The organism is Microbacterium sp. zg.B48 (assembly GCF_024623505.1).
GTDB lineage: Bacteria > Actinomycetota > Actinomycetes > Actinomycetales > Microbacteriaceae > Microbacterium.
On sequence record NZ_JANJFE010000010.1, the window covers coordinates 88,324 to 108,261 of the forward strand.

Annotated in this window: 22 protein-coding genes and 1 pseudogene; 13 read left to right on the top strand and 10 right to left on the bottom strand. The window is 69.6% G+C overall.

What is annotated here, in order from left to right:
* Positions 1-41: 41 nt before the first annotated feature.
* From NQ152_RS07680 to NQ152_RS07690, 3 genes and pseudogenes are all read right to left on the bottom strand, one after another.
* Positions 42-1,358, bottom strand: a complete 1,317-nt coding sequence (locus NQ152_RS07680; RefSeq protein WP_257523572.1) for a permease — start codon at positions 1,356-1,358, stop codon at positions 42-44.
* A complete protein-coding gene (locus tag NQ152_RS07685) occupies positions 1,355-2,050 on the bottom strand; it encodes an ABC transporter ATP-binding protein (protein WP_257523573.1) in 696 nt (231 codons plus the stop codon). The genes NQ152_RS07680 and NQ152_RS07685 overlap by 4 nt, the downstream gene beginning before the upstream one ends.
* Before the next feature lie 138 nt (positions 2,051-2,188).
* Positions 2,189-2,520: pseudogene (locus tag NQ152_RS07690) on the bottom strand (thiamine pyrophosphate-dependent enzyme); the annotation flags it as partial.
* Positions 2,521-2,736: 216 nt separating this feature from the next.
* Here NQ152_RS07690 and NQ152_RS07695 point away from each other — a divergent pair.
* On the top strand, positions 2,737-3,306 hold the full coding sequence (locus NQ152_RS07695; RefSeq protein WP_257501764.1) for a mismatch-specific DNA-glycosylase: 570 nt from the start codon (positions 2,737-2,739) through the stop codon (positions 3,304-3,306).
* Between the two features lie 89 nt (positions 3,307-3,395).
* Here the strand turns inward: NQ152_RS07695 and NQ152_RS07700 are convergent, their stop codons facing one another.
* The gene (locus tag NQ152_RS07700) at positions 3,396-4,808 is read right to left on the bottom strand and encodes a carotenoid 1,2-hydratase (RefSeq protein WP_257523574.1); all 1,413 of its coding nucleotides are present in this window, start codon (positions 4,806-4,808) and stop codon (positions 3,396-3,398) included.
* A 191-nt stretch (positions 4,809-4,999) separates the two neighbouring features.
* Between NQ152_RS07700 and NQ152_RS07705 the strand changes: the two genes are divergently transcribed.
* Both NQ152_RS07705 and NQ152_RS07710 read left to right on the top strand, forming a co-directional pair.
* Entirely contained in the window at positions 5,000-5,488 is a 489-nt protein-coding gene (locus tag NQ152_RS07705; RefSeq protein WP_257523575.1) for a cupin domain-containing protein, read from the top strand.
* Between the two features lie 84 nt (positions 5,489-5,572).
* Complete coding sequence (locus NQ152_RS07710) at positions 5,573-6,565, top strand: aldo/keto reductase (RefSeq protein ID WP_257523576.1); 993 nt, start codon at positions 5,573-5,575, stop codon at positions 6,563-6,565.
* A 16-nt stretch (positions 6,566-6,581) separates the two neighbouring features.
* Here the strand turns inward: NQ152_RS07710 and NQ152_RS07715 are convergent, their stop codons facing one another.
* Entirely contained in the window at positions 6,582-7,190 is a 609-nt protein-coding gene (locus NQ152_RS07715) for a GNAT family N-acetyltransferase (protein ID WP_257523577.1), read from the bottom strand.
* A gap of 153 nt (positions 7,191-7,343) precedes the next feature.
* On the opposite strand from NQ152_RS07715, the gene NQ152_RS07720 reads away from it, so the two are divergent.
* From NQ152_RS07720 to NQ152_RS07740, 5 genes are all read left to right on the top strand, one after another.
* Entirely contained in the window at positions 7,344-8,156 is an 813-nt protein-coding gene (locus NQ152_RS07720) for a glycosyltransferase family 2 protein (protein WP_257523578.1), read from the top strand.
* Between the two features lie 58 nt (positions 8,157-8,214).
* Positions 8,215-8,511: a DUF1905 domain-containing protein gene (locus NQ152_RS07725; protein WP_257501770.1), complete on the top strand. Its 297-nt coding sequence runs from the start codon at positions 8,215-8,217 to the stop codon at positions 8,509-8,511.
* Positions 8,512-8,599: 88 nt separating this feature from the next.
* Complete coding sequence (locus NQ152_RS07730; protein WP_257523579.1) at positions 8,600-9,115, top strand: A24 family peptidase; 516 nt, start codon at positions 8,600-8,602, stop codon at positions 9,113-9,115.
* A 65-nt stretch (positions 9,116-9,180) separates the two neighbouring features.
* Complete coding sequence (locus NQ152_RS07735) at positions 9,181-10,188, top strand: YihY/virulence factor BrkB family protein (RefSeq protein ID WP_257501772.1); 1,008 nt, start codon at positions 9,181-9,183, stop codon at positions 10,186-10,188.
* The gene (locus tag NQ152_RS07740) at positions 10,181-10,891 is read left to right on the top strand and encodes an NAD(P)H-hydrate epimerase (RefSeq protein ID WP_257501773.1); all 711 of its coding nucleotides are present in this window, start codon (positions 10,181-10,183) and stop codon (positions 10,889-10,891) included. The genes NQ152_RS07735 and NQ152_RS07740 overlap by 8 nt, the downstream gene beginning before the upstream one ends.
* A gap of 54 nt (positions 10,892-10,945) precedes the next feature.
* Here the strand turns inward: NQ152_RS07740 and NQ152_RS07745 are convergent, their stop codons facing one another.
* Both NQ152_RS07745 and glgP read right to left on the bottom strand, forming a co-directional pair.
* Positions 10,946-11,677: a glutamine amidotransferase gene (locus NQ152_RS07745; RefSeq protein ID WP_257523580.1), complete on the bottom strand. Its 732-nt coding sequence runs from the start codon at positions 11,675-11,677 to the stop codon at positions 10,946-10,948.
* A gap of 49 nt (positions 11,678-11,726) precedes the next feature.
* Positions 11,727-14,288, bottom strand: coding sequence for an alpha-glucan family phosphorylase (glgP, locus tag NQ152_RS07750; protein WP_257523581.1), 2,562 nt, complete (start codon positions 14,286-14,288; stop codon positions 11,727-11,729).
* 175 nt (positions 14,289-14,463) lie between these two features.
* On the opposite strand from glgP, the gene NQ152_RS07755 reads away from it, so the two are divergent.
* Both NQ152_RS07755 and NQ152_RS07760 read left to right on the top strand, forming a co-directional pair.
* Entirely contained in the window at positions 14,464-14,697 is a 234-nt protein-coding gene (locus tag NQ152_RS07755) for a response regulator (protein ID WP_257501776.1), read from the top strand.
* Positions 14,684-15,325, top strand: coding sequence for a CYTH domain-containing protein (locus NQ152_RS07760; protein ID WP_257501777.1), 642 nt, complete (start codon positions 14,684-14,686; stop codon positions 15,323-15,325). Before NQ152_RS07755 ends, NQ152_RS07760 begins: the two co-directional genes overlap by 14 nt.
* A 29-nt stretch (positions 15,326-15,354) precedes the next feature.
* Here NQ152_RS07760 and lpdA read toward each other — a convergent pair whose 3' ends face one another.
* Positions 15,355-16,752 carry a dihydrolipoyl dehydrogenase gene (gene lpdA / locus NQ152_RS07765; protein WP_257501778.1) on the bottom strand — a complete coding sequence of 466 codons (1,398 nt, stop codon included), beginning with the start codon at positions 16,750-16,752 and terminating at the stop codon, positions 15,355-15,357.
* 9 nt (positions 16,753-16,761) lie between these two features.
* Positions 16,762-17,466, bottom strand: a complete 705-nt coding sequence (locus tag NQ152_RS07770) for a copper resistance CopC family protein (protein ID WP_257523582.1) — start codon at positions 17,464-17,466, stop codon at positions 16,762-16,764.
* Between the two features lie 158 nt (positions 17,467-17,624).
* On the opposite strand from NQ152_RS07770, the gene NQ152_RS07775 reads away from it, so the two are divergent.
* Entirely contained in the window at positions 17,625-18,017 is a 393-nt protein-coding gene (locus tag NQ152_RS07775; RefSeq protein ID WP_257501933.1) for a hypothetical protein, read from the top strand.
* A 146-nt stretch (positions 18,018-18,163) separates the two neighbouring features.
* Here NQ152_RS07775 and NQ152_RS07780 read toward each other — a convergent pair whose 3' ends face one another.
* The gene (locus NQ152_RS07780) at positions 18,164-18,538 is read right to left on the bottom strand and encodes a hypothetical protein (protein ID WP_257523583.1); all 375 of its coding nucleotides are present in this window, start codon (positions 18,536-18,538) and stop codon (positions 18,164-18,166) included.
* 168 nt (positions 18,539-18,706) lie between these two features.
* Between NQ152_RS07780 and NQ152_RS07785 the strand changes: the two genes are divergently transcribed.
* Complete coding sequence (locus NQ152_RS07785; RefSeq protein WP_257501781.1) at positions 18,707-19,216, top strand: FHA domain-containing protein; 510 nt, start codon at positions 18,707-18,709, stop codon at positions 19,214-19,216.
* Positions 19,216-19,905 carry a MerR family transcriptional regulator gene (locus NQ152_RS07790; protein ID WP_257501782.1) on the top strand — a complete coding sequence of 230 codons (690 nt, stop codon included), beginning with the start codon at positions 19,216-19,218 and terminating at the stop codon, positions 19,903-19,905. The genes NQ152_RS07785 and NQ152_RS07790 overlap by 1 nt, the downstream gene beginning before the upstream one ends.
* The last annotated feature ends 33 nt before the right edge of the window (positions 19,906-19,938 follow it).

Below are 19,938 nucleotides of genomic sequence, written 5' to 3' on the forward strand. Positions count from 1 at the left end.
TCGGAGGGTCGCCGTCCGCCGCGGGCTCCGGGAACCGACGCTCACACCTCGATGAACGCCCGCCGAAGGATCGGCCGGGTGGCCCGGGTGCTCAGCCAGACGGTTCCGATGCCCGCGCCCACGACTGTGGCGATCGTGATGAGCGAGACCGGAGCGGTGATCAGGGCGACCCCGAGCAGGGGGAAGATCAGAACACCGGCACACAGCGCGGATCCGATCGCGGTGAACAGCAGCGGGCTCATGATGGCGCTGCGTCGGGCTCGCTCGACGGTCGCGATCGGCATGCCCAGGCGGTGCAGGCTGCGGTGCAAATCCTGACGGTCGAGGATCTCGGCAGCCTGATTGACACCGACGGATGCCGCCACCATGAGGAACGATGCGACCAGGACGATCACCACGCCGGTGCGGATGTCGGCGGCGAGCACGAGATCCTCCGCTGATCCGCTGCCCATGACATCCAGGGCTGAGACCGCGGCACCGGCGAACACCGCCATGAAGCTGGCCATCGCGATCCCGCTGACCTGACGCCAGGCCGCTTTCGGCGACTCCATGACGGTGCGGGCGGCGAGCAGGCGGTCCGGCCGGTCGGCGCGGCTCAGCCGTCTGCGTGCCTGCACGCCGATCGCCCACGGCCCGATCACGTTGAGCACCGCGAAAGCGATCCCGAACACGATGGACAGCACGACGATCGTCGGCAGCATGCTCGCAGCGCCGGGGACGATGGAGATCAGGATGAAAGCCCCGGCGAGCGCGCCGACAGTGATGACCACGCGGATCCAGTGCGGCTTCTCGGTCACCGCTCGGGTGCGGACACCGAGCGGCGAGATGACGACTGTGCGCAGGCCGACGGCGGCGCTGGCCGCGGCCAGCAGCACGATCGCGGTCGCGATCCCGAGGACGGACGATGCCGGCAGCAGCACGGACCCCGCGCCGAGCGCCGCGCCCCGGAACCACACCAGACCCACCAGCGGCACCAGCAGCAGGTGGACGAGGAGTCCGGCCACCACGCCGACCGCGGCGACGATGGTGGACTCCGCGACGGTGGCGACCACGACGCCCGCCGGCGAGACTCCCAGCAGACGGAGGGTGGAGAGCCGCTCGTCGCGTCGCCGGGCGGACAGCCTCGCGGCGGCTCCGCCCAATGCCACCAGGGGCACGACGAGCAGGACGATCGCCATCGCGGCCAGGACGTGATAGATCGGCGCTTCGGCGTCCGTCCACCTCCAGAACGACTGCGCGCCGCCGACGACGGTCAGCACCATGGCGCTGACCGTCGCGAACGCCACCACGGGCAGCACGAGCACGTCGTGCTGCCCCGCGGTCGGCCGCAGCAGCATCATCAGGACACGGGGGTTCATGCCGACACCCCGGCGCCGACCAGTCGGCCGTCGTGCACCGAGAGGGTGCGTGAGCAGCGGGCGGCCACGTCGGCGTCATGCGTCACGACCACGAGCGTGCGTCCTTGTTCGGTGGTCGCCCACAGGAGCGCATCCATGACCTCCCCGGACGTGCGGGAGTCCAGCGCGCCGGTGGGCTCGTCGGCGAAGACGACTTCGGCGCCGGTGACCTGCGCGCGTGCGGTGGCGACGCGCTGCGCCTGCCCGCCGGACAGCTCGCCGATACGGCGGGTCTCCATCCCCGCCAGGCCGAGGGCGGTGAGCCACGACATGGCGCGCTCCACAGACTCGGCGCGGCCGCGCCCGGTGATCATGAGGGCGATCGCGACGTTCTCCACCGCGGTCAGCTCAGGGATGAGCAGACCCTGCTGGAAGACGAAGCCGAAGTTCTCCCTCCGCAGCTTCGATCGTCCCCCCTCGCCCAGCGCGGTGACATCCATGGCGCCACCGGCCGCGGGGGAGAACGACACCCGACCCGCATCGGGTGCGGTTATGCCGGCGAGCACGTGCAGAAGGGTCGTCTTGCCGGAGCCGGACGCCCCCATGACCGCCACCGACTCCCCACGCAGGATGGTCAGATCAACGCCCGCGAGCGCGGTGGTGGATCCGTAGGTCTTCGTGAGTCCGCTGGCGTGCAGCACTGAGGGGTTCATGATTCCAGCCTCGCCGCCGCGCACGTCGGTGTCGTCGTCCGCGCGGATGACCTCCTCGAACGTCCCGTCATCCTGAAGGGTGATCGCCGGACGACGTGTCGACCCCGCTGACGCGCCCCGCCGGCGCGCCCGCCCGGTTCAGAGCCCGCGCAGGTGGCGGATGTTGGACCGGGCCATGGCGACCGCCTCAGCCGCGCCGCCGCGCAGCACGATCTTGGACATCGCCAGCGCGAATCCGCGGACCTGCTCTCCCGTGATCGCGGGCGGCAGCGACAGCGCGCGTGGTCCGTGACGATGTCGACCAGCGCAGGGCCGGGGTCCGCGAGCGCCGCCGATACGGCGTCGCGCAGCTGTGTCGGGTCCTGGATGCGCGCGCTGTGGAACCCCACCGCGCGTGCGATCGCGCCGTAGTCCGCGCCGGGTACATCCACGCCGAAGTCGGGGAAGCCGTCCACGAGCATCTCCAGCTGACGCGCGTGCGGGCCCAGTCTTGCCAGGGACCGCACGTCAGTCGAGTGGCTGCGCGGATTCGACCTTCGGATGCCGGCCGCTCGCGCGCCGGCTCGCGCGCGCGCCTGGCTCGTGGCACGATCGGGCGTGCCCGGCGGGCGATCCGCGGGGTTCAGCGCAGACGCCGGGCGGGCAGGCGGGACGGATGACATGAGCAACGACGAGCAGCACCGCTGATGGGATTCACACGCGCCGAGCTGGAGTCGTTCCGCGACCGCAGCATCCCGGAGTTCGTTCCACCGCACCCGCGCCTGCTTTTCGTCGGGATCAATCCCGGCCTGTGGACGGCGGCCACGGGCACGCCCTTCGCGCGCCCGGGCAATCGGTTCTACCCCGCGCTCGTGGCCGCCGGGATCATCCCCCGGATGCCGCGTATTCCGGATGCCGGCATGCCGGCCGAGGACCGCGCCATGTTCTTCGACTCGGGCATCGGCATTGCGAGCATCGTTCCCCGCGCCACCGCGCGGGCCGACGAACTCACGCGACAGGAACTTCGTGACGGGGCAGCGCGGCTCGTCCAAGACATCGCGCGATGGCGTCCCGGCGTCGTCGCCGTCGTCGGCCTGACCGCGTACCGGCAGGGTTTCGACCATCCTGAGGCGCGTCAGGGTCGCCAGCCGGAGCGGATCGCGGAGGCGGAGCTGTGGGTGCTGCCCAACCCGAGCGGCCTGAACGCGCACGAGACGGTCCGGACCCTCGCGGCGGCGTACGCTGCACCGGCCCGGGCCGCCGGCATCATCGGCTGACCGTCACGACGGCCGTCTCCCGCAGGGACCCGAGCCGCAGAACGAGGAAAGGGCCGACCCGAAGGCCGACCCTTTCCGCGCATCGATCGTCAGAACGCCTGCTCGATCCAGGCGTCGCCGGAGACGGGCTTTCCGAGCATCATCCCCTCGGGATCTGCGATTCCCTCGTAGAGCGGGGACCCGCTCACCGAGAACTCCTGGTCCTGCAGTCGTGTCGTCACGGTGATGTCCGCATCGAAGGAGGGGATCTGTACGCGGAACTGCTGGGCGTAGCCGTTTCCGGTCTCCGGGCTGGTCCACAGCTCGCCGACCGGGGTGACCGTGCTGGCGACGTAGTAGAGGTTGCCGTCGGCATCCTGCAGAGTCGCGTAGGCGTCCACCGAGACTCCGATCTGGGGCTTGAAGCCTTCGCCGATGATGCCGGCGTTGGAGATCGTGTACCCGTTGTCCAGCTGCATGTCCTGCAGGAGCCAGCGCACCCGCGCGTCGGATGTCTTGCCGCCGAAGTAGCCGTACTCGTGATCCATCCAGGTGGTGCCCTCGACGGCGAACTGCTCGCCGTTGACAGTGATCGTTCCGGATGCCGCGAGGCGGGTGTACGAGAAGTAGTAGTTGTCCTTGGTCAGGTCCTGTGTCGTGGAAGTGGGGTCGATGCCCGTGCCCCAGACGTAGAGGGGCCGCCCCTGCTGCGAGAAGGTGAGATCGAACTCGACCTCTTCGAGCGTCTCGTTGTCGACCAGCAGCGACTGCACGGCGATGTTCTGGGTCGGGTCGGCCTGCGGTGCCGTCATCGACACGTAGCTGCGGACGGCGACTGCGGTCGCGCCCGTCCCGTCGCCTCCGCTGAGGGTCACGGTCGGTGTCGTGGTGTAGCCGGTACCCGGCTGAAGCAGGACGATCTGGGCCACGCCGCCGTCGTCATCCAGGATCGCGACGCCCGAGGCATCCGACCCGTCGCCCTCGATCTTGACGTCGGGGGCCTTGGTGTATCCGGAACCCGGGTCGGTCACGCTGAAACCACCGACCGCCCAGCTGGGATCGCCGAGCTTGGCGTACCAGTCCTTCTTGGGATCGCCCTCTGCCCAGTTCGCGACATCGAAGACGCCGATCGGGGACGGCCCGTACACCTGGGTGCGCTGGTAGTGGCGCTCGTTCTCGACGTCGGCCAGCGAGACCTGCGTCATCGCGAAGTCCTGGCCCACGAACGAGGCGGCGTTGATTTCGAATCCGAACACCCGGTCGCCGGCGCGAAGCGTGCCGGTGTGCCACCACCACTCCGTGGGGGCACCGTCATGACGGTACATGTCCTTGGGCACGCTCAGGACGACGTTCTCCTCCGGCACCGGGTCGGGCATCGTCGTGCCGGACCACATCGTGTTCGCCGGGACGGGTGCGCTCGGGGCCGCAACTCCGCCGGGTCCACCGCATGCTGCAAGAGCTGCGGTGAGCGCTCCGATGATGCCGATCCCGACTGCTCGTGCTTTCCAGGAAGTTCGTGTCATGTTGCTGATGCTATCGATGCGATATCGGCATTCTGCTCACCAGTCACCCCGGTAGCTCTTCGATACCCAAGCGTTATGCTCACCGCCGTGTTCCTGGCGGCCGTGCGCTCGGGTGGGCGTCGTTTCCCGCTAGGGTCCAAGGACGCACATGCGGGGTCGTGCGTTCGCAGAGGTACGACGTGGGGGTAACCGTGAAGCGGGCAACGAGGCATTTCAGACGGGCGGCGGCGATCGCCGTCGGCGCGGCGATGGCACTGGCCATCGCTGCCTGTGGAAGCGCGGCGCCGGGCGCATCCGAAACCGTGGCACCGAAGGTCAGCGCCGTCGATGTCGCCACGGGGGACCAAGCCGAGGCGGTGGAGGTCGCCGTCGACGGGGGCGCGGCGGGAGTGGGGGTCACCTTCCGCGAGATCACCATCGAACCGGGAGCCGGAACCGGCGAACACTGCCACTACGGGCAGCTGATCGCGGTCGTGCAGGCGGGTGCGCTCACCCACTATTCGGAGACGCACCCCGGCGGCGTGCGCGTCTACAAGACGGGGGAGTCGATCATCGAGGGTGCGGGTTATCCGCACGAGGGGCGCAACGAGGGCGACACCGATGTGATCCTCTGGGTCACCTACGTCATCCAGGACGGAAAGCCCCTCGCCGAGACCGAACTCGCCAACTGCGAGAGCTGAGCGCCACACAAGCACCAGGGTCCCCGACCTCGGCCATGGCATGCTGGAGAGGCTGCGCACCGGCGCGGGCGAAGGGGGATCCTCATGCAGAAGCGACCGCTCGGCCGCACCGGCCACGACGTCTCAGCCATCGGGTTGGGGACATGGCAGCTGGGCTCGGACTGGGGATCGGTCAGCGAGGATGACGCGCTCGCCGTCTTGGCAGTATCCGCCGATCGGGGCGTCACCCTGTTCGACACCGCCGACGTCTACGGCGATGGACGCAGCGAGTCCCTGATCGGCCGGTTCCTTGCCGACCGCCCGACCCCCGAGATTACGGTCGCCACGAAGATGGGCAGGCGCGCCGCTCAGGAGCCGGAGAACTACTCCCTCGAGAACTTCCGTACCTGGACTGCCCGCTCGCGCGCCAATCTGGGCGTCGAGACCTTGGACCTGGTCCAGCTGCACTGCCCGCCGTCCACGGTGATCGAGGATGCTGCGACCTACGACGCGCTCGATGCGCTCGTCGCCGAGGGCGCGATCCGCGCGTATGGGGTCTCGGTGGAGACATGCGCGCAGGCGCTCGCGGCGATCGCGTGGCCGAACGTGACGAACGTGCAGATCATCTTCAACCCGTTCCGGCTCAAGCCGCTCGATGAGGTGCTGCCCGCGGCGGCGGCCGCCGGCGTCTCGATCTTCGCGCGTGTTCCGCTGGCGTCCGGTCTGCTTTCGGGCAGGTACACCGCCGCGACGACGTTCGCCGAGAACGACCACCGCAGCTTCAACCGTCACGGTGAGGCGTTCGATCGCGGTGAGACGTTCTCAGGTGTGGACTACGGGATCGGGCTCGCCGCGGCAGCGGAGCTAACCGCGGCGTTGCCGGAGGGTGTCTCGCTCCCGGCCGCGACACTTGCCTGGATCTCCTCGCAGTCCGGGGTGACCACCGTCATCCCGGGGGCGCGCAACGTCCAGCAAGCGGTGTCGAATGCGGATGCTGCGGCTCTGCTGGACGCGGACTTCGACGTCGCGGCGTTCGACGCACTCGTCCACGAGGTCTACGACCGTCGCCTGCGCGAGGCCACCCACCCGCTCTGGTGACGCGCCGCGCGTGCGGTCACAGATCGACTCTCATCACCAGCCGTCGCTTCGTCGGGTGCGAGATCTCCGCGAGCCCTGCCGCGAGGAACGGACCGACGGCACCCACGCTCATCTCGTCCCAGATGACCTGCTTGCCGCCGGTGAGCAGCGGATAGCCTTCGACCGCCTTGGCTCCGCGCGCGCGGGCATACTCGACCGCTGCCGCGACGAGCGGGTACGTCAGACCCTGATGGCGGTGTTCCTTGGCCACGATCAGGCACGCGATCGCCCAGACTGACTCGTCCTCCTTGTCTTCATCGCGGTCCTTCCACGGCACGGGCGAACCGCGCAGGCGCCCGAAGACGCCTCGGGCGTCGACCGCGCACCAGCCCGCCGGATCGCCGTCGACGTACGCCACGATGCCGATCGTCTCGGTCGCTCGCGGGTCGTCGCAGTGGGTCTCGGCACGGAGGATGGCGCCGCGTTCGGACTCCGGCAGATGCCACCAGTCGTGATCGCCGAGGCGCTGGCGCTGGCACTGGCATCGGCGGGCCGGCCCGGTCAGGATCGCCTGGAGGTCTTCCCACGACGCCTCGTTGGCGGGCACGATCCGCAGCCCGTCCGCCCGTTCCGCTCCCGGGTCCATGCACTGAGAGTAGACCCGGCCGGGTACACCGCGGCGATCCCCTCGGCGCGATGGCGGTCGGCGGCTCCTGCGCCTCCTCGTGCGCGGGGCGGCGCGGACCGACCCGGCTGCGTCCTCGGCAGGCGACCCCGTCCCGGGAGTATGGTGAGTGCCGTGTCCCTCTCGCCCCGCGTCACGGTGGTCGTGCCCTGCCGCAATGATGCGGAGTATCTGCGTTCGTGCCTCGAGGCGCTGGCTGCCCAGACGCACCCCGCCGATCGTGTGATCGTGGTGGACAACGCCAGCACCGATGCCACGGCCGAGGTGGCCCGGTCGTTCGGCGCGGAGGTGTTCGTCGAGACCAGTATCGGGATCTGGCCGGCTGCCGCCCGCGGGTATGACGAGGCCCTGCCCGACACGGACATCATCGCGCGGCTGGATGCCGATTCCCGCCCGCACCCGGACTGGATCGCCCGGCTCGTGCGCGCCTTCGTGGCTGATCCTCACCTGGGCGTGCTGACCGGGGGAGCGGAGTTCTACGGCGCGGGCCCACTCGTCAGCTATCTCGGCGAGCACTGGTACATCGGCGGCGGTCACTTCTGGATCAAGAAGTGGCTCGGCATCCCGCTGGTCTTCGGGTCCAACTTCGCGATGCGCACCCGCGTGTGGGAACGGGTGCGGGACGTGGTCGACCGCACCAACGGAAGGATCCACGACGACCTCGACCTCACCATCCGCCTGCGCCCCGCCGACGGCGTGCGGTTCGATCCCGCGCTGCGCATGCCGGTCTCGGCGCGTCCGCTCGTCACGCAGCGCGGTCTGTGGCGCCGTGTCTGGCGGGTGGTGCCGACGTTCGCGGCGAGCTGGCCGGAGGGCGCCGCGTGGAAGCGCCGCGATCTGGATGGCGGGCGCGCCCCCGGTTCCGCCATCGGGGACGATGGCTGGACGCCCAGCGATGAGGACTGGGCGCCGGGCTTCGGTCGGTAGGCCTGGCTAGGGTGGCCCTCGTGTACGTGATGACGGAGCAGGTTCGGGGCCCGGACGCGTGATCGTCGAGTTCGACGGTGACGTGTTCCGCTGGGATGCCCGCGAGGACGCGGCGTGGTTCTTCGTCGCGGTCCCACCCGAATTGAGCGCCCAGATCCGGGAGATCCCCCGTCCGCATCGCGGCTTCGGATCCGTCCGGGTGCGCGCCCGGGTGGGAACGTCGCAGTGGTCGACGTCGATCTTCCCGGGCGCGGGGGGCGCGTACGTGCTGCCGCTGAAGCGCGCGGTCCGCGACGCCGAGTCGCTCGTCGAAGGTGGACCTGTGACGGCGCGGCTCGAGGTCCTGGACGGCTGACCCACGGGCTGGTCGCGGGTGCGCGGATTATCCACAGCACTGCTCCGCCCAGGCTGCCGGAGCCGCCGACGCGTTACGCTCGGACGTCATGACCGGCGCAGTTGCGTCCCTCGTGCTGGCGGGGGCAGCCTTCGCCTATCTCGGCGTCCTCAGCATCGTCCTGGTGATCATCGACCTGCGCGCGCACCGGCTGCCCAACCGCGTCGTGCTGCCGGGCTACGCGGTCGCCCTGCTGCTGTTCGCTGCGGCGTCCACCCTCGACGGGCACCCGGCACGGCTGCTGCGAGCGGTCGCCGGCATGGCGATCCTGTTCGCGTGCTTCTTCGCGATGCGGCTGGCCAGCCCGGCCTCCCTCGGCGGCGGCGACGTGAAGCTCGCCGGTCTGCTCGGCTTGTACTTCGGCTGGATCGGGTGGGGTGGGCTTGTGATCGGAACCGCCGCGGCGTTCCTGATCGGCGGCGCCCAGGCGATCGCGTTGATCCTGCTGCGGCGTGCGGACCGCCGATCCCGCATCGCATTCGGCCCGGCCATGCTCGGGGGGGCATGGGTGGCCATCGCCATGGCAGCGCTGCCGAACGTGACGTCCTGGCCGTCCGGCGTGTAGTCCGCGCGCTCGGTGCGACTGTCAAGGGCGCCGGTGCGCGTCAGCCGGCCGATACCCTCGAGGGCATGGCTGCTTTCATCGCGCGCATCATCGCGTGGGCACTGCAACGCAAACCCGTCCGCGCGTTCCTGCTCTACAGCGAGCACCGCGGGCCCATCCTGGCGGACAGCGTCACCTACCGCACGCTGTTCAGCGTCTTCGCCGGCGTGCTGCTGGGCTTCTCGATCGCCGGGCTGTTCCTGGCCGGCAACCCCGAACTCCTGCAGGCCCTGACCGAGTCGGTGGATGCCGCGATCCCCGGGCTGGTCGGCGAAGACGGCCTCATCGATCCGTCATCGATCCAGATCGCCGCCGGCCTGACGGTCGCGACGGTCCTGTCGATCATCGCCCTGGTCGGCGCCGCGATCGGCGCCATCGGCTCGCTTCGCGCCGCGTTCCGCACTCTCGCAGACAAGCTCACCGACGACGTGCTGTGGATCTGGGTGCTGCTGCGCAACTTCGTGATCGCCATCGGCATCGGCGCGGCCTTCGCGGCGTCCGCCCTTCTCACGTTCTTCGCGAACGCCGGCATCGGGGCACTCAGCGATCTCCTCGGGCTTTCCGAAGGCAACCCCGTCACGGTGATCGGCACGCGCGCCGTCTCGGTCATCCTCGTCTTCCTCCTGGACGCCGCCGCGATCGCAGTGCTCTTCCGCACCCTCTCCGGTGTGAAGCCGTCACTGCGCGCCCTGCTGCCCGGCACGTTCTACGGCGCGATCGGACTCCTGGTGCTGCAGCAGCTGTCCAGCCTGTTCGTCGGCGGGGCGTCGTCGAACCCTCTGCTGGCCTCATTCGCATCGCTGATCGCACTGCTGCTGTGGTTCAACCTGTCCGCGCAGGTCATCCTGCTCGCGGGTGCGTACATCATCACCAGCGTCGATGAGGAGAGTGACCGCGTTAGCGCCCGATTCGGCGCGTCGACCTTCGCGCAGCGTCGCGTGAAGCGCGCCGAGCTGAGTGTCCGCCTGGCCACGGACGAATTATCCGTGGCGCGGGCCGAAGAGGAGAAGGAGCGGGCGGGCTCCCATGGCTGACCGTGCACCGGCGTCGCGCGTGCCGACATACACCGCGGCGCAGGTGCGGGCGGCGGAGAAGCCCCTTCTGGAGGCCGGTGAACCCCTGATGCGCCGAGCAGCGACGGCCCTCGCCGCGCTCGTCGCCGAAGAGCTGGGTGGAGCGGGCGGGCGGGTGCTGGTGCTCGCCGGCAGCGGCGACAACGGCGGCGATGCGCTGTTCGCGGCCGCCGAGGTCGCCGATGCGCCGGGCGTTGCCGTCGACGTCCTCCTCACCTCCGCCCGGGTGCACGAGTCCGCTCTGGGCGCGGCTGTCGCGGCCGGTGCCCGAAGAGTGGATCTCCCCGAAGTCCTGGCCGCGGCATCCGATTATGACGTGGTGCTGGACGGGATCCTCGGGATCGGCGCGTCCACCGATCCCGCTCTGCGGGGCACCGCGCGAACCGTCGTGGAAGGGCTCCTGCCCGCCGTCCGGGCGGGGGGACCGCGGGTGATCGCGGTCGACCTACCCAGCGGACTGCAGCCCGACGACGGATCCAGCGACGGGGTCGTGCTGCCGGCATCGATCACCGTGACGTTCGGGGCGGTCAAGTCCGGGCTGACCGTCGGGAGCGGTCCCGAGCGCGCGGGGGCGATCCTCTTGGTCGACCTCGGGCTCACGCCTGCCCTGTCCGACGCGGAGCCGGCCGGTTCGGCATCCGTCGCCGCCGTCATCCCGGGCTGAGCGGCGCGCGCCTCGGCAGGGCGGTTGGCCCTGACCCGTGCCCAGCTCGAGCCGCTATCGCGTGTAGCGCTCGACGAAGGCCTGGAGTATGAGGCTCGGCGCCGACACCGCCGCGCGGCGTACCGCGGCGAGAGTGAGCTCGAGCTCGTCGGCCCCGAAATACCCATGGTCGGCGTACGCGTGGATGCGGGTCGTGATGCCGTCCACGTCGAGTTCGGGATGGAACTGCGTCGCGTAGACGTTCGCACCGACCCGGAACATCTGCACCGGGCACAGCGGCGAGGAAGCCAGCAGCACGGCGGGGGACGGCAGCGCCGAAATCGCCTCCTTGTGCCCGACGAATGCCGAGAAGGTCCGTGGCATCGCGGCCAGGAGCGGGTCGGCCCGCCCCGCAGCGGTGAGCGTGACGGGGACCACGCTGATCGGTTCGGAGTGGGCACGATCGATGGTCGCGCCGAGGTGCGTGCCCACCGTGCCGACCCCGTAACAGGCGCCCAGGAAGGGGAAGTCCCGCGCCACCACCTCGTTCAGCAGGCGCGCGAACTCCGCCTCGACGCGGTGCTGCACGGCGGACTTGTCCTCGGGCGGGTCCGACGCGTTGAACGGTCCGCCGCCGACGAAGATGCCCGACAGCTCGTCCAGGTCCAGGGCGGGCATCGGCCCCGCCTCGAGGCGGACGCGGATGAGCTGGTCCGCGGACAGTCCGGTGTAGCGCAGGAAGAGCGCGTACTCCTCGTCGGCCGGCTGCTCCTCAGCCCTCGTGGCGAGCAGGACGAACGGCTTCATGGCGTCACCTCGGGTTTTCGTGCGGCGTCGGTGTGCGGGTCGGCGCGGATCAGGATGCGTAGGTGATCAGGCCCAGTTCGACGGGGGACACCAGCTGCGGGTGCGTCGGCACGACGCGGACCGTGTAGCCGAAGCTTCCGGTCACGGTGAGCGGAAGGATGCCGGTGAACTGGGTCACCTCGTCCACGGGGACCCCCGCCGGGGTGAGCCGGTACACCGCGTGGTCGCGCGCGAGGCCGTCGTCCTCGTCGGTGCGGCCGTACACCAGCTCCACCGCGACGTCGTCGGGCGAGAGCCCGTCCAGGCGCACCCCGGCGCTCACTTGCAGGACATCGCCGGCCTGTGCCTGCGCGGGGATGCCCGAGCTGTCGACGCTGTCGACCCGTACGTCCTGCCACGAGTCCTTCACCCGGGTCACGAAGGCGGACAGCTCCTTCGCCCCGGCGAACCCGTCGGCTCGCAGCGCGGCGTCGTGCTGGGCGGCGGGAACGTACAGGCGGGTGACGTACTCCTGCACCATCCGGTCGCTCGTGGCTTTTTTTCCCAGCCCGGTCATCGTGTGCCGCACCATTCGCAGCCATCCGAGCGGGATGCCGCCCTCGCGGTCGTAGAACTTGGGCACGAGCTGGTGCTCGATCAGGTCGTAGAGGGCGGTCGCCTCGGCGTCGTCGCGCTCCTCGTCGCTGGCGGCGGTGTCGGCGGTGGGGATCGCCCAGCCGTTCTGGCCGTCGAACCACTCATCCCACCAGCCGTCCATGATCGAGAGGTTCAGCACGCCGTTGAGCGCCGCCTTCATCCCCGACGTGCCGCACGCCTCGAGCGGACGCAGCGGATTGTTCAGCCAGACATCGCAACCGGGGTAGAGGCTCTTGGCGAGCGTGATGTCGTAGTCGGGAAGGAAGACGATGCGTCCGCGCACCTTCGGGTCCCGGCTGAAGCGCACCAGCTGCTGGATGAGGATCTTGCCGGAGTCATCGGCGGGGTGGGACTTTCCGCCGATCACGATCTGCACCGGCCGCTCCGGATCGGTCAGCAGCTTCGTCAGACGCTCGGGGTCGCGCAGCATCAGCGTCAGGCGTTTGTACGTCGGCACACGACGGGCGAACCCGATGGTCAGGACGTCGGGATCGAGCATGTCCTCTATCCATGCCGGCGCCACGCCGCTGCCGTGCGAGCGGGCAGCCGCACCGACCCGCCGCCGAGCCTCGGCCACGAGCTCGTTCTTCATCTGCGAGCGGACCCCCCACAGCTCGCCGTCGCTGACGACGTTGTTGTCGGTCCAGTCGTGCGCGGTGCTGTGCGCGTCGCCGAAGGCGCGCTCGCTCAGTGCCTTGATGGCGCCGTGCACCCATGTGGGGGCGTGCACGCCGTTGGTGATGGACGTGATCGGCACCTCGTCGGTATCGACGCCGGGCCAGAGCGCCCCGAACATGCCGCGACTGACCTCCCCGTGCAGCAGAGAGACGCCGTTCGCGTGCTGGCCGAGATGCAGGCCGAGCACGGCCATGTTGAACACGCCGGAATCTCCGCCAGCGTAGTCCTCGAGCCCGAGTGCGAGGGCCCGCTCGGGATCCAGGCCGGCGAACAGGCGCCCGGCGAGGAAATCGGCGATCAGGCCGCGGGGAAACCGGTCGATGCCGGCCGGCACCGGGGTGTGCGTCGTGAACACGGTGGAGGCGCGCACCTGGGCCAGCGCCGCGTCGAAGCTCAGATGGTCATGGGTGATGAGCTCCGACATCCGCTCGAGGCCCTGGAACCCGGCGTGGCCTTCGTTCGTGTGGTAGACCTCGGGCGTGGGCCGACCCGTGACCGCGCAGAAGGCGCGCACGGCACGTACGCCGCCGACGCCCAGCAGCAGCTCCTGCAGCAGGCGGTGTTCGCCGCCGCCGCCGTAGAGGCGGTCGGTGACGCGGCGCATCTCCTCGGAGTTGGCGGGGACTTCGGAATCCAGCAGAAGCAGGGGGATCCGGCCGATGTCGGCGACCCAGACGCGAGCGTGCAGCTGCCGGTCACCGGGCAGGTCCAGCGTGACCTCGACGGGCGTGCCGTCGTGATCGCGCAGCAGGGTAAGCCCGAGGCCGTACGGATCCAGCAGCGGATAGCTTTCGTGCTGCCAGCCGTCGTCCCCGATCGACTGGCGGAAGTATCCGGCGCGGTAGAAGAGTCCGACGCCGGTCAGGGGAACGCCGAGGTCGGACGCGCTCTTGAGATGATCGCCGGCGAGGATGCCCAGACCGCCGGAATACTGCGGCAGCGAGCCGTCCACGCCGAACTCGGGGGAGAAGTAGGCGATGCCGCTGGGCTTGGCGCCTTCCAGTTCCTGGAACCAGCGATCGCCGCCCAGGTAGGCGTTCAATCGTTCGTCCTCCGCAGCCACGCGCGCCACGAACTCCTCGTCGTGTGCGAGCTCGTCCAGCCGGGTCTGGCCGAGCGCACCCAGCATGCGCGAAGGGTTGCCCCCGATGCCCTCCCACAGGTCCGGATCCATCGACGCGAACAGCGCGTGCGTCGCCCGGCTCCACGACCACCGCCAGTTCGACGCGAGCCGGTTCAGCGGCGCGAGGGACTCGGCCAGCACGGGGCGGACGGTGAACGTTCGGATGGCCTTCACGCGAAGATTCTAGTTGCCCAGGTCGCGAGCGCTTTCACCCGCGATCGCGGGCGCCGAGCCAGCTCTTGGGAGCATCGCTGCAGGACGGACCCGGGCCGATGCCGGCGCTGACGGACCTTCCCCGGGAACCGCGTCTGCTCCGACCATTCCGGGATGACAGGACTAGGCTCGGCGCATGGCTATCGCACGTCTGCACGGCGGACCCCTCGACGGACAGGTCCTCCCGCTCGAGAACCCGGATCTGGACCGACTCATCGTTCCCTACAGCGAGACGCAGGTCGTCTACGTACGCAAGGGCGATCTGGAGCGCACCGGCGAGAGCGACGGCCCCACCGAGGCGGTGTTCTGGTTCGTGGAGGCGCAGGACGACATCGACCCGTACGCCGACGAGCCCCGTGACCGCCGCTGACTCAGGTCCACATTCGCCGGAGCCCTCGCGCTCGGTGGAGATCGAGCTCAAATTCGACGCGGACGATGAGACGCCGCTGCCGGATCTGACCGCGCTGCCCGGCGTCGCGTCAGTCGGCGCCGCCGAACGCCGCGAGCTGGATGCGCGATACTTCGACACCGCAGAGTACGCGCTGGCTGCCGCGGGCTATGCGGTGCGGCGGCGCAGCGGCGGCCCGGATGCGGGCTGGCATGTCAAGGGTCCGCGCGTCGGCGCAGGCCGCACCGAGCTCGGCTGGCCCCTCGGCGAATCAGCCGAAGAAGAGGTGCCCGACGACGTGCGTGCCGGCATCGCCGACGTGACGGATGCCGATCTTCGACCGATCGCGCGCATCCTCAACTCGCGCACGGCATACGCCGTGCTCTCAGCCGACGGCACCGTGATCGCGGAGTTCGTCGACGATCGCGTCACCGCCACCGACGTGCGCACCGGCGCGGTCCGTGCGTGGCGCGAGTGGGAGATCGAGCTCGGCCCCGCCGCCTCCGCGGATCCCCGAGAGTTCTTCGCAGCGGTCGAGGCGGCGGTGTTCACCGCAGGGGGTCGGACCGCGGCATCCAGTTCGAAGCTCGCCCGCGCCCTGGGCTACTGAGGGACCGACGCCGGCTCAGCCGGGACGCGTCAGAGATTGATCATGTGGCCGGTCAGGCCGTGGAACGCCTCTTGGACCGCCTCGGAGAGCGTGGGGTGCGTGTGCACGTTGCGCGCCGCCTCGAGTGCGGTGAGATCCCACTTCTGGGCGAGTGTCAGCTCGGGGAGCAGCTCGGACACGTCGGGGCCGATCATGTGGCCACCGAGCAGTTCGAGGTGCTCGCCGTCCGCGATCAGCTTGACGAACCCGATCGGCTCGCCGAGGCCATTGGCCTTGCCGTTGGCGGAGAAGGGGAACTTCGCGACCTTCACGTCATACCCGGCATCCCGCGCCTGCTGCTCGGTCAGGCCGAACGATGCCACCTGGGGGGAGCAGAACGTCGCCCGCGGCATCATGCGGTAATCGCCCAGCGCCATGGTCTCCGCCTTGCCGATGGTCTCGGCGGCGACGATGCCCTGTGCCTCGGCGACGTGGGCGAGCTGCAGCTTGGCGGTCACGTCGCCGATCGCGTAGATGTGCGGGACGCTCGTGTGCATGTAGTCATCGATGTCGATGGCGCCGCGGTCGGTGAGTGTGACCCCGGTCTTCTCGAGGCCGAAGTTCTCGACGTTCGGCGCGAAGCCGATCGACATGAGCACCTTGTCGGCGTCGATCGAGCCGGCGTTGCCGGCCTTGTCGGTGTAGGCGACCGTGACACGGTCGCCGTGGTCGGTCACCGTCTCGACCTTCGTGGAGGTGAGGATCTCCACGCCGTACTTCTTGTACTGGCGGGCGATCTCCTTCGACACGTCGGCGTCCTCGGCGGGCAGCGCCCGGTCGAGGAACTCGATGATCGTGACCTTGACGCCGTAGTTGACCAGGACGAAGGCGAACTCCATGCCGATCGCACCCGCGCCGACGATCACGATCGAGCCGGGCAGCTCGCGCGAGAGGATCTGCTCCTCGTAGGTCACGACGTTGGCGCCGAGTTGGACCCCCGGAAGCAGGCGGACCTTCGAGCCCGTCGAGATGATCGCATTGTCGAAGGTGACCCGCTCCACCTGACCGTCGGCCTTGGTGACGTCGATGGTGTGGTCGTCGACGAAGCTGCCGCGACCCTCGTACTCGGTCACCTTGTTCTTCTTCATCAGGAAGTGGATGCCCTTGACGTGGGTGTCCGCGACCTTGCGACTGCGATCCCACGCCGTCCCGAAGTCGAAGGAGACGTCGCCGGAGATTCCGAACAGCTCCGCCTGGTGGTGGAACACGTGCGCGAGGTCGGCGTTGCGCAGCAGCGCCTTGGAGGGGATGCAGCCCACGTTGAGGCAGACACCGCCCCAGTACTTCTCCTCGATGATCGCAACCGAAAGACCGAGCTGAGCCGCTCGGACGGCCGCGACGTATCCGCCGGGGCCGGCGCCGAGGATGGCGACGTCGTAGTGAGGCATGGCTCAAGCCTATCGTCCGGCAGGGGGCGCGGAGTCGGGCGAGGGCGCGTCGCCCGGCGTGGCCGGAGGGCCCGCGCGGAGGGCCTCCTGGTCCCGCAGCCGACGTGCTCGGGAGACCAGGAGATACACCACGGCGCCGCCCACGAGTGCGACCAGCAGCAGGCCGCCGATGACCCACGGCAGCGCCGGGTTGCCGCTGTCCGCCGGGACCGGCGCCGCCGTCGGGGTGGCCGTCGCCTCTTGGCTGGGCGTCTCGCTGGGCGTGCCGGTGGCCGAAGGACTCGACGTCGGGGTCGGTGACGGGGTCGGGGCGGGTGTCACCGAGAACGCGAACTCGCCCGAGATGGGGTGTCCATCGCTGGAGACGACCTTCCACAGCACGGTGACCGGTCCAGATGCCGTTCCCGTCAGCGGCTGCGTCACGAGCGTGCCCTCGACGACGGGGTCGCCGTCTGCGAGCGTCGTGCCCGCGGCATCCGTCACCTGCAACTCGGTGGCACCGGGATCGCTCGCGAGCTCGCCGCTGAAGGTCAGCGTCAACTGCGGGGGAAGCGTCTCCAGCGCCGCGCCCGCCGGGGGATCGGTCGAGATCAGCTCGTCGTGGGCATGGGCCGGAGAGGCGACCAGGACGCCCGCGGTGGCGAGCAGGAGTGCGGTGGCCGTCGCAGCGAGGGAGCGGACGAGGGAGCGAGGGGAGGTCGTTGTCGGGCGCATCCGGTCAAGGCTACGCCGCCGTGCTGAGTGTGACGGGCAGGTGAAATCCTCCTGTGCGCGGCGCGAATGCCCGTGACGTCCGAACGGGCGGAGAGTAGCGTTCGCAGGGGCGGCAGCCGCCGTCCGGGAGAGATCGGAAGGAGTGTCTCGTGGACTCGATGATGATGGACATGATGGCCAAGGACGGCATGTCGATGCCGGGCATGAGCACGATGGACATGTCGCTCATGCAGGCCTGTCTGGACGCCTGCTCGGCATGCGAGCAGGCCTGCACGGTGTGTTCCACCCAGATGATGTCGTGCGCGCCGGCGTGCATGAACTGCGCCGACATGTGCAACACGATGATGCGCGCCATGCTGCGCCTGCAGGGCATGACCCCAGCCGTGCTGATGTCGATGCTCGACGCGTGCATCGCCATGTGCTCGCTGTGCATGGACGAGTGCTTGGAGCACGCGGACGAGAGCGAAGTGTGCAGAATGTGCGCGCAGTCCTGCAAGGCGTGCGTGGATGCCTGCATGGCACTGAAGGACAGCATGATGAAGATGGCCTGAGCCCGGGGCAGATCTCGATCACGGCCGTTCGCGGGTGTCGCCGACGGGGGAGATCTCGGTACGCGCCGCTCGCGTCGCTACTCGATCGTGCGGTGATCTCGATACGCGCCGCTTCGCGGCGCTACTCGATCTTGCGGTGAGTCGCATCAACGCCGCTGCGCGGCATTGATCCGACTCACCGCAACATTGAAACGCAGGGGTCCGGCGGCCAGGACGTCGTATCGGCCGTGCAGCGCGACGGGCGTGCCCGGGCTGGCGGCCTGCGCCGCACCGGAGCCGCTCCACAGTTCGATCCGCTCCGACCCGTCAAGGGTCCGCAGCACCAGCACGCCGGCAGCGGCATCCGTCGAATCGACGATCGCATCGACCCACTCCGACGGTGTCGCGGATGCGAGCCGCGCCTGGATCAGGTGAAGGGCGTGTCCGGGTGCGAAAGTCGAGCAGGAGTCCCCGTGGACGCACATGCACGCCGCACGCTCGCGCACCGATGCGGGCGGAAGATGGCGATGCGGGGTCGACACGAGAGTCTCCTTCGAAGTAGGTTCGGTACTCGCCAGGCTAGGCATCACGCCCCCGGCGATCACGCCAGGTGACACAAGGCGAAACATTGCGCACCGCCGCACCCGGCCCTTACCGAACCTTTCGGGACGCGGTCGATCCGTTACGCTGGAGTTCAGAGGAGGAACACCGTGCAGGACAACCGCCGACCCGAACCGGACGAGATCCGGAGGGCGTCAGGAGCGGGCGCCGACGCGGGTGACTCGCACGGCCCGGCCGATACGACTCAGACCTTCGGGCACGACTCCGACCTCTCCTTCGTGCCGTTCGGCAGCGACCTGAGCGACGCCGAGCTCGACGCGATCGAGGCGCTGCCCACGCGGTCCGCCCTGTTCATCGTGCGGTCCGGACCCACCGCCGGTGCGCGATATCTGCTGGACACCGATGTGACCACCGTCGGGCGGCATCCCGAAGCCGACATCTTCTTCGACGACGTCACGGTCTCGCGTCGGCATGCCGAGATCACCCGGAGCGGCACGTCCTTCGAACTGGTCGATCAGCGCTCCCTCAACGGCACCTACGTCAACGGAGAGCGAGTCGATCGCGCCGTTCTGACGAACGGCTCAGAGGTGCGCGTGGGCAAGTTCCGGCTCAATTTCTTCGTCTCGCCCTCTGACCTGCCGCCCTCGACGGACGGCTGATGGGGGCACAGACAGCCCGCGAACGTTCATCGTCCGCGGGGCTTCTCAGCATCGGTCAGGTCTTGGCGAGGCTGAGCCCCGAGTTCCCCAACCTGACCTCGAGCAAGCTGAGATTCCTCGAAGTGCAGGGGATCGTCACCCCTACCCGCACCGAGTCCGGCTACCGCAAGTTCTCGCAGGACGACCTGGAACGGCTGCGGCTCGCGCTGACCCTGCAACGGGACCACTACCTGCCGCTGGTGGTCATCCGCGAGTACCTCGCCGACATCGATGCGGGCCGCGACCCCGCGCAGCCGACCGCCGCGCCACCCTCGATCGTGGCCGCACCGCGTCGATATCGTCGCGAGGAGCTGCTGGCCGCATCCGGCGCAGCCCCGCAGCTGCTGAACGACGCGATCAGCACCGGAGTGATCACCGGAACCGACGGGTACAACGATCAGGCGGTGGCGATCCTGCGTGCCCTGGTGGCGCTGGACCGACACGGGATCGAGCCCCGACACGTGCGCACCCTCAGACAGAGTGCCGAACGCGATGTCGCGTTGATCGAGTCCGCTCTTTCGCCCCTGCTGCGACGAACGGATGCCGCATCCCGGGCCCGCGCCAGCGAACTCGCGCCGGAGCTCGCCAAGCGCCTCGACGAGGTGCGCGCGATCTTCGCGCGCGCGGCCCTAGACCGCATGCTGTCCTGAACAGCGCGAATCCGCGGATCTCTCGCGACACGC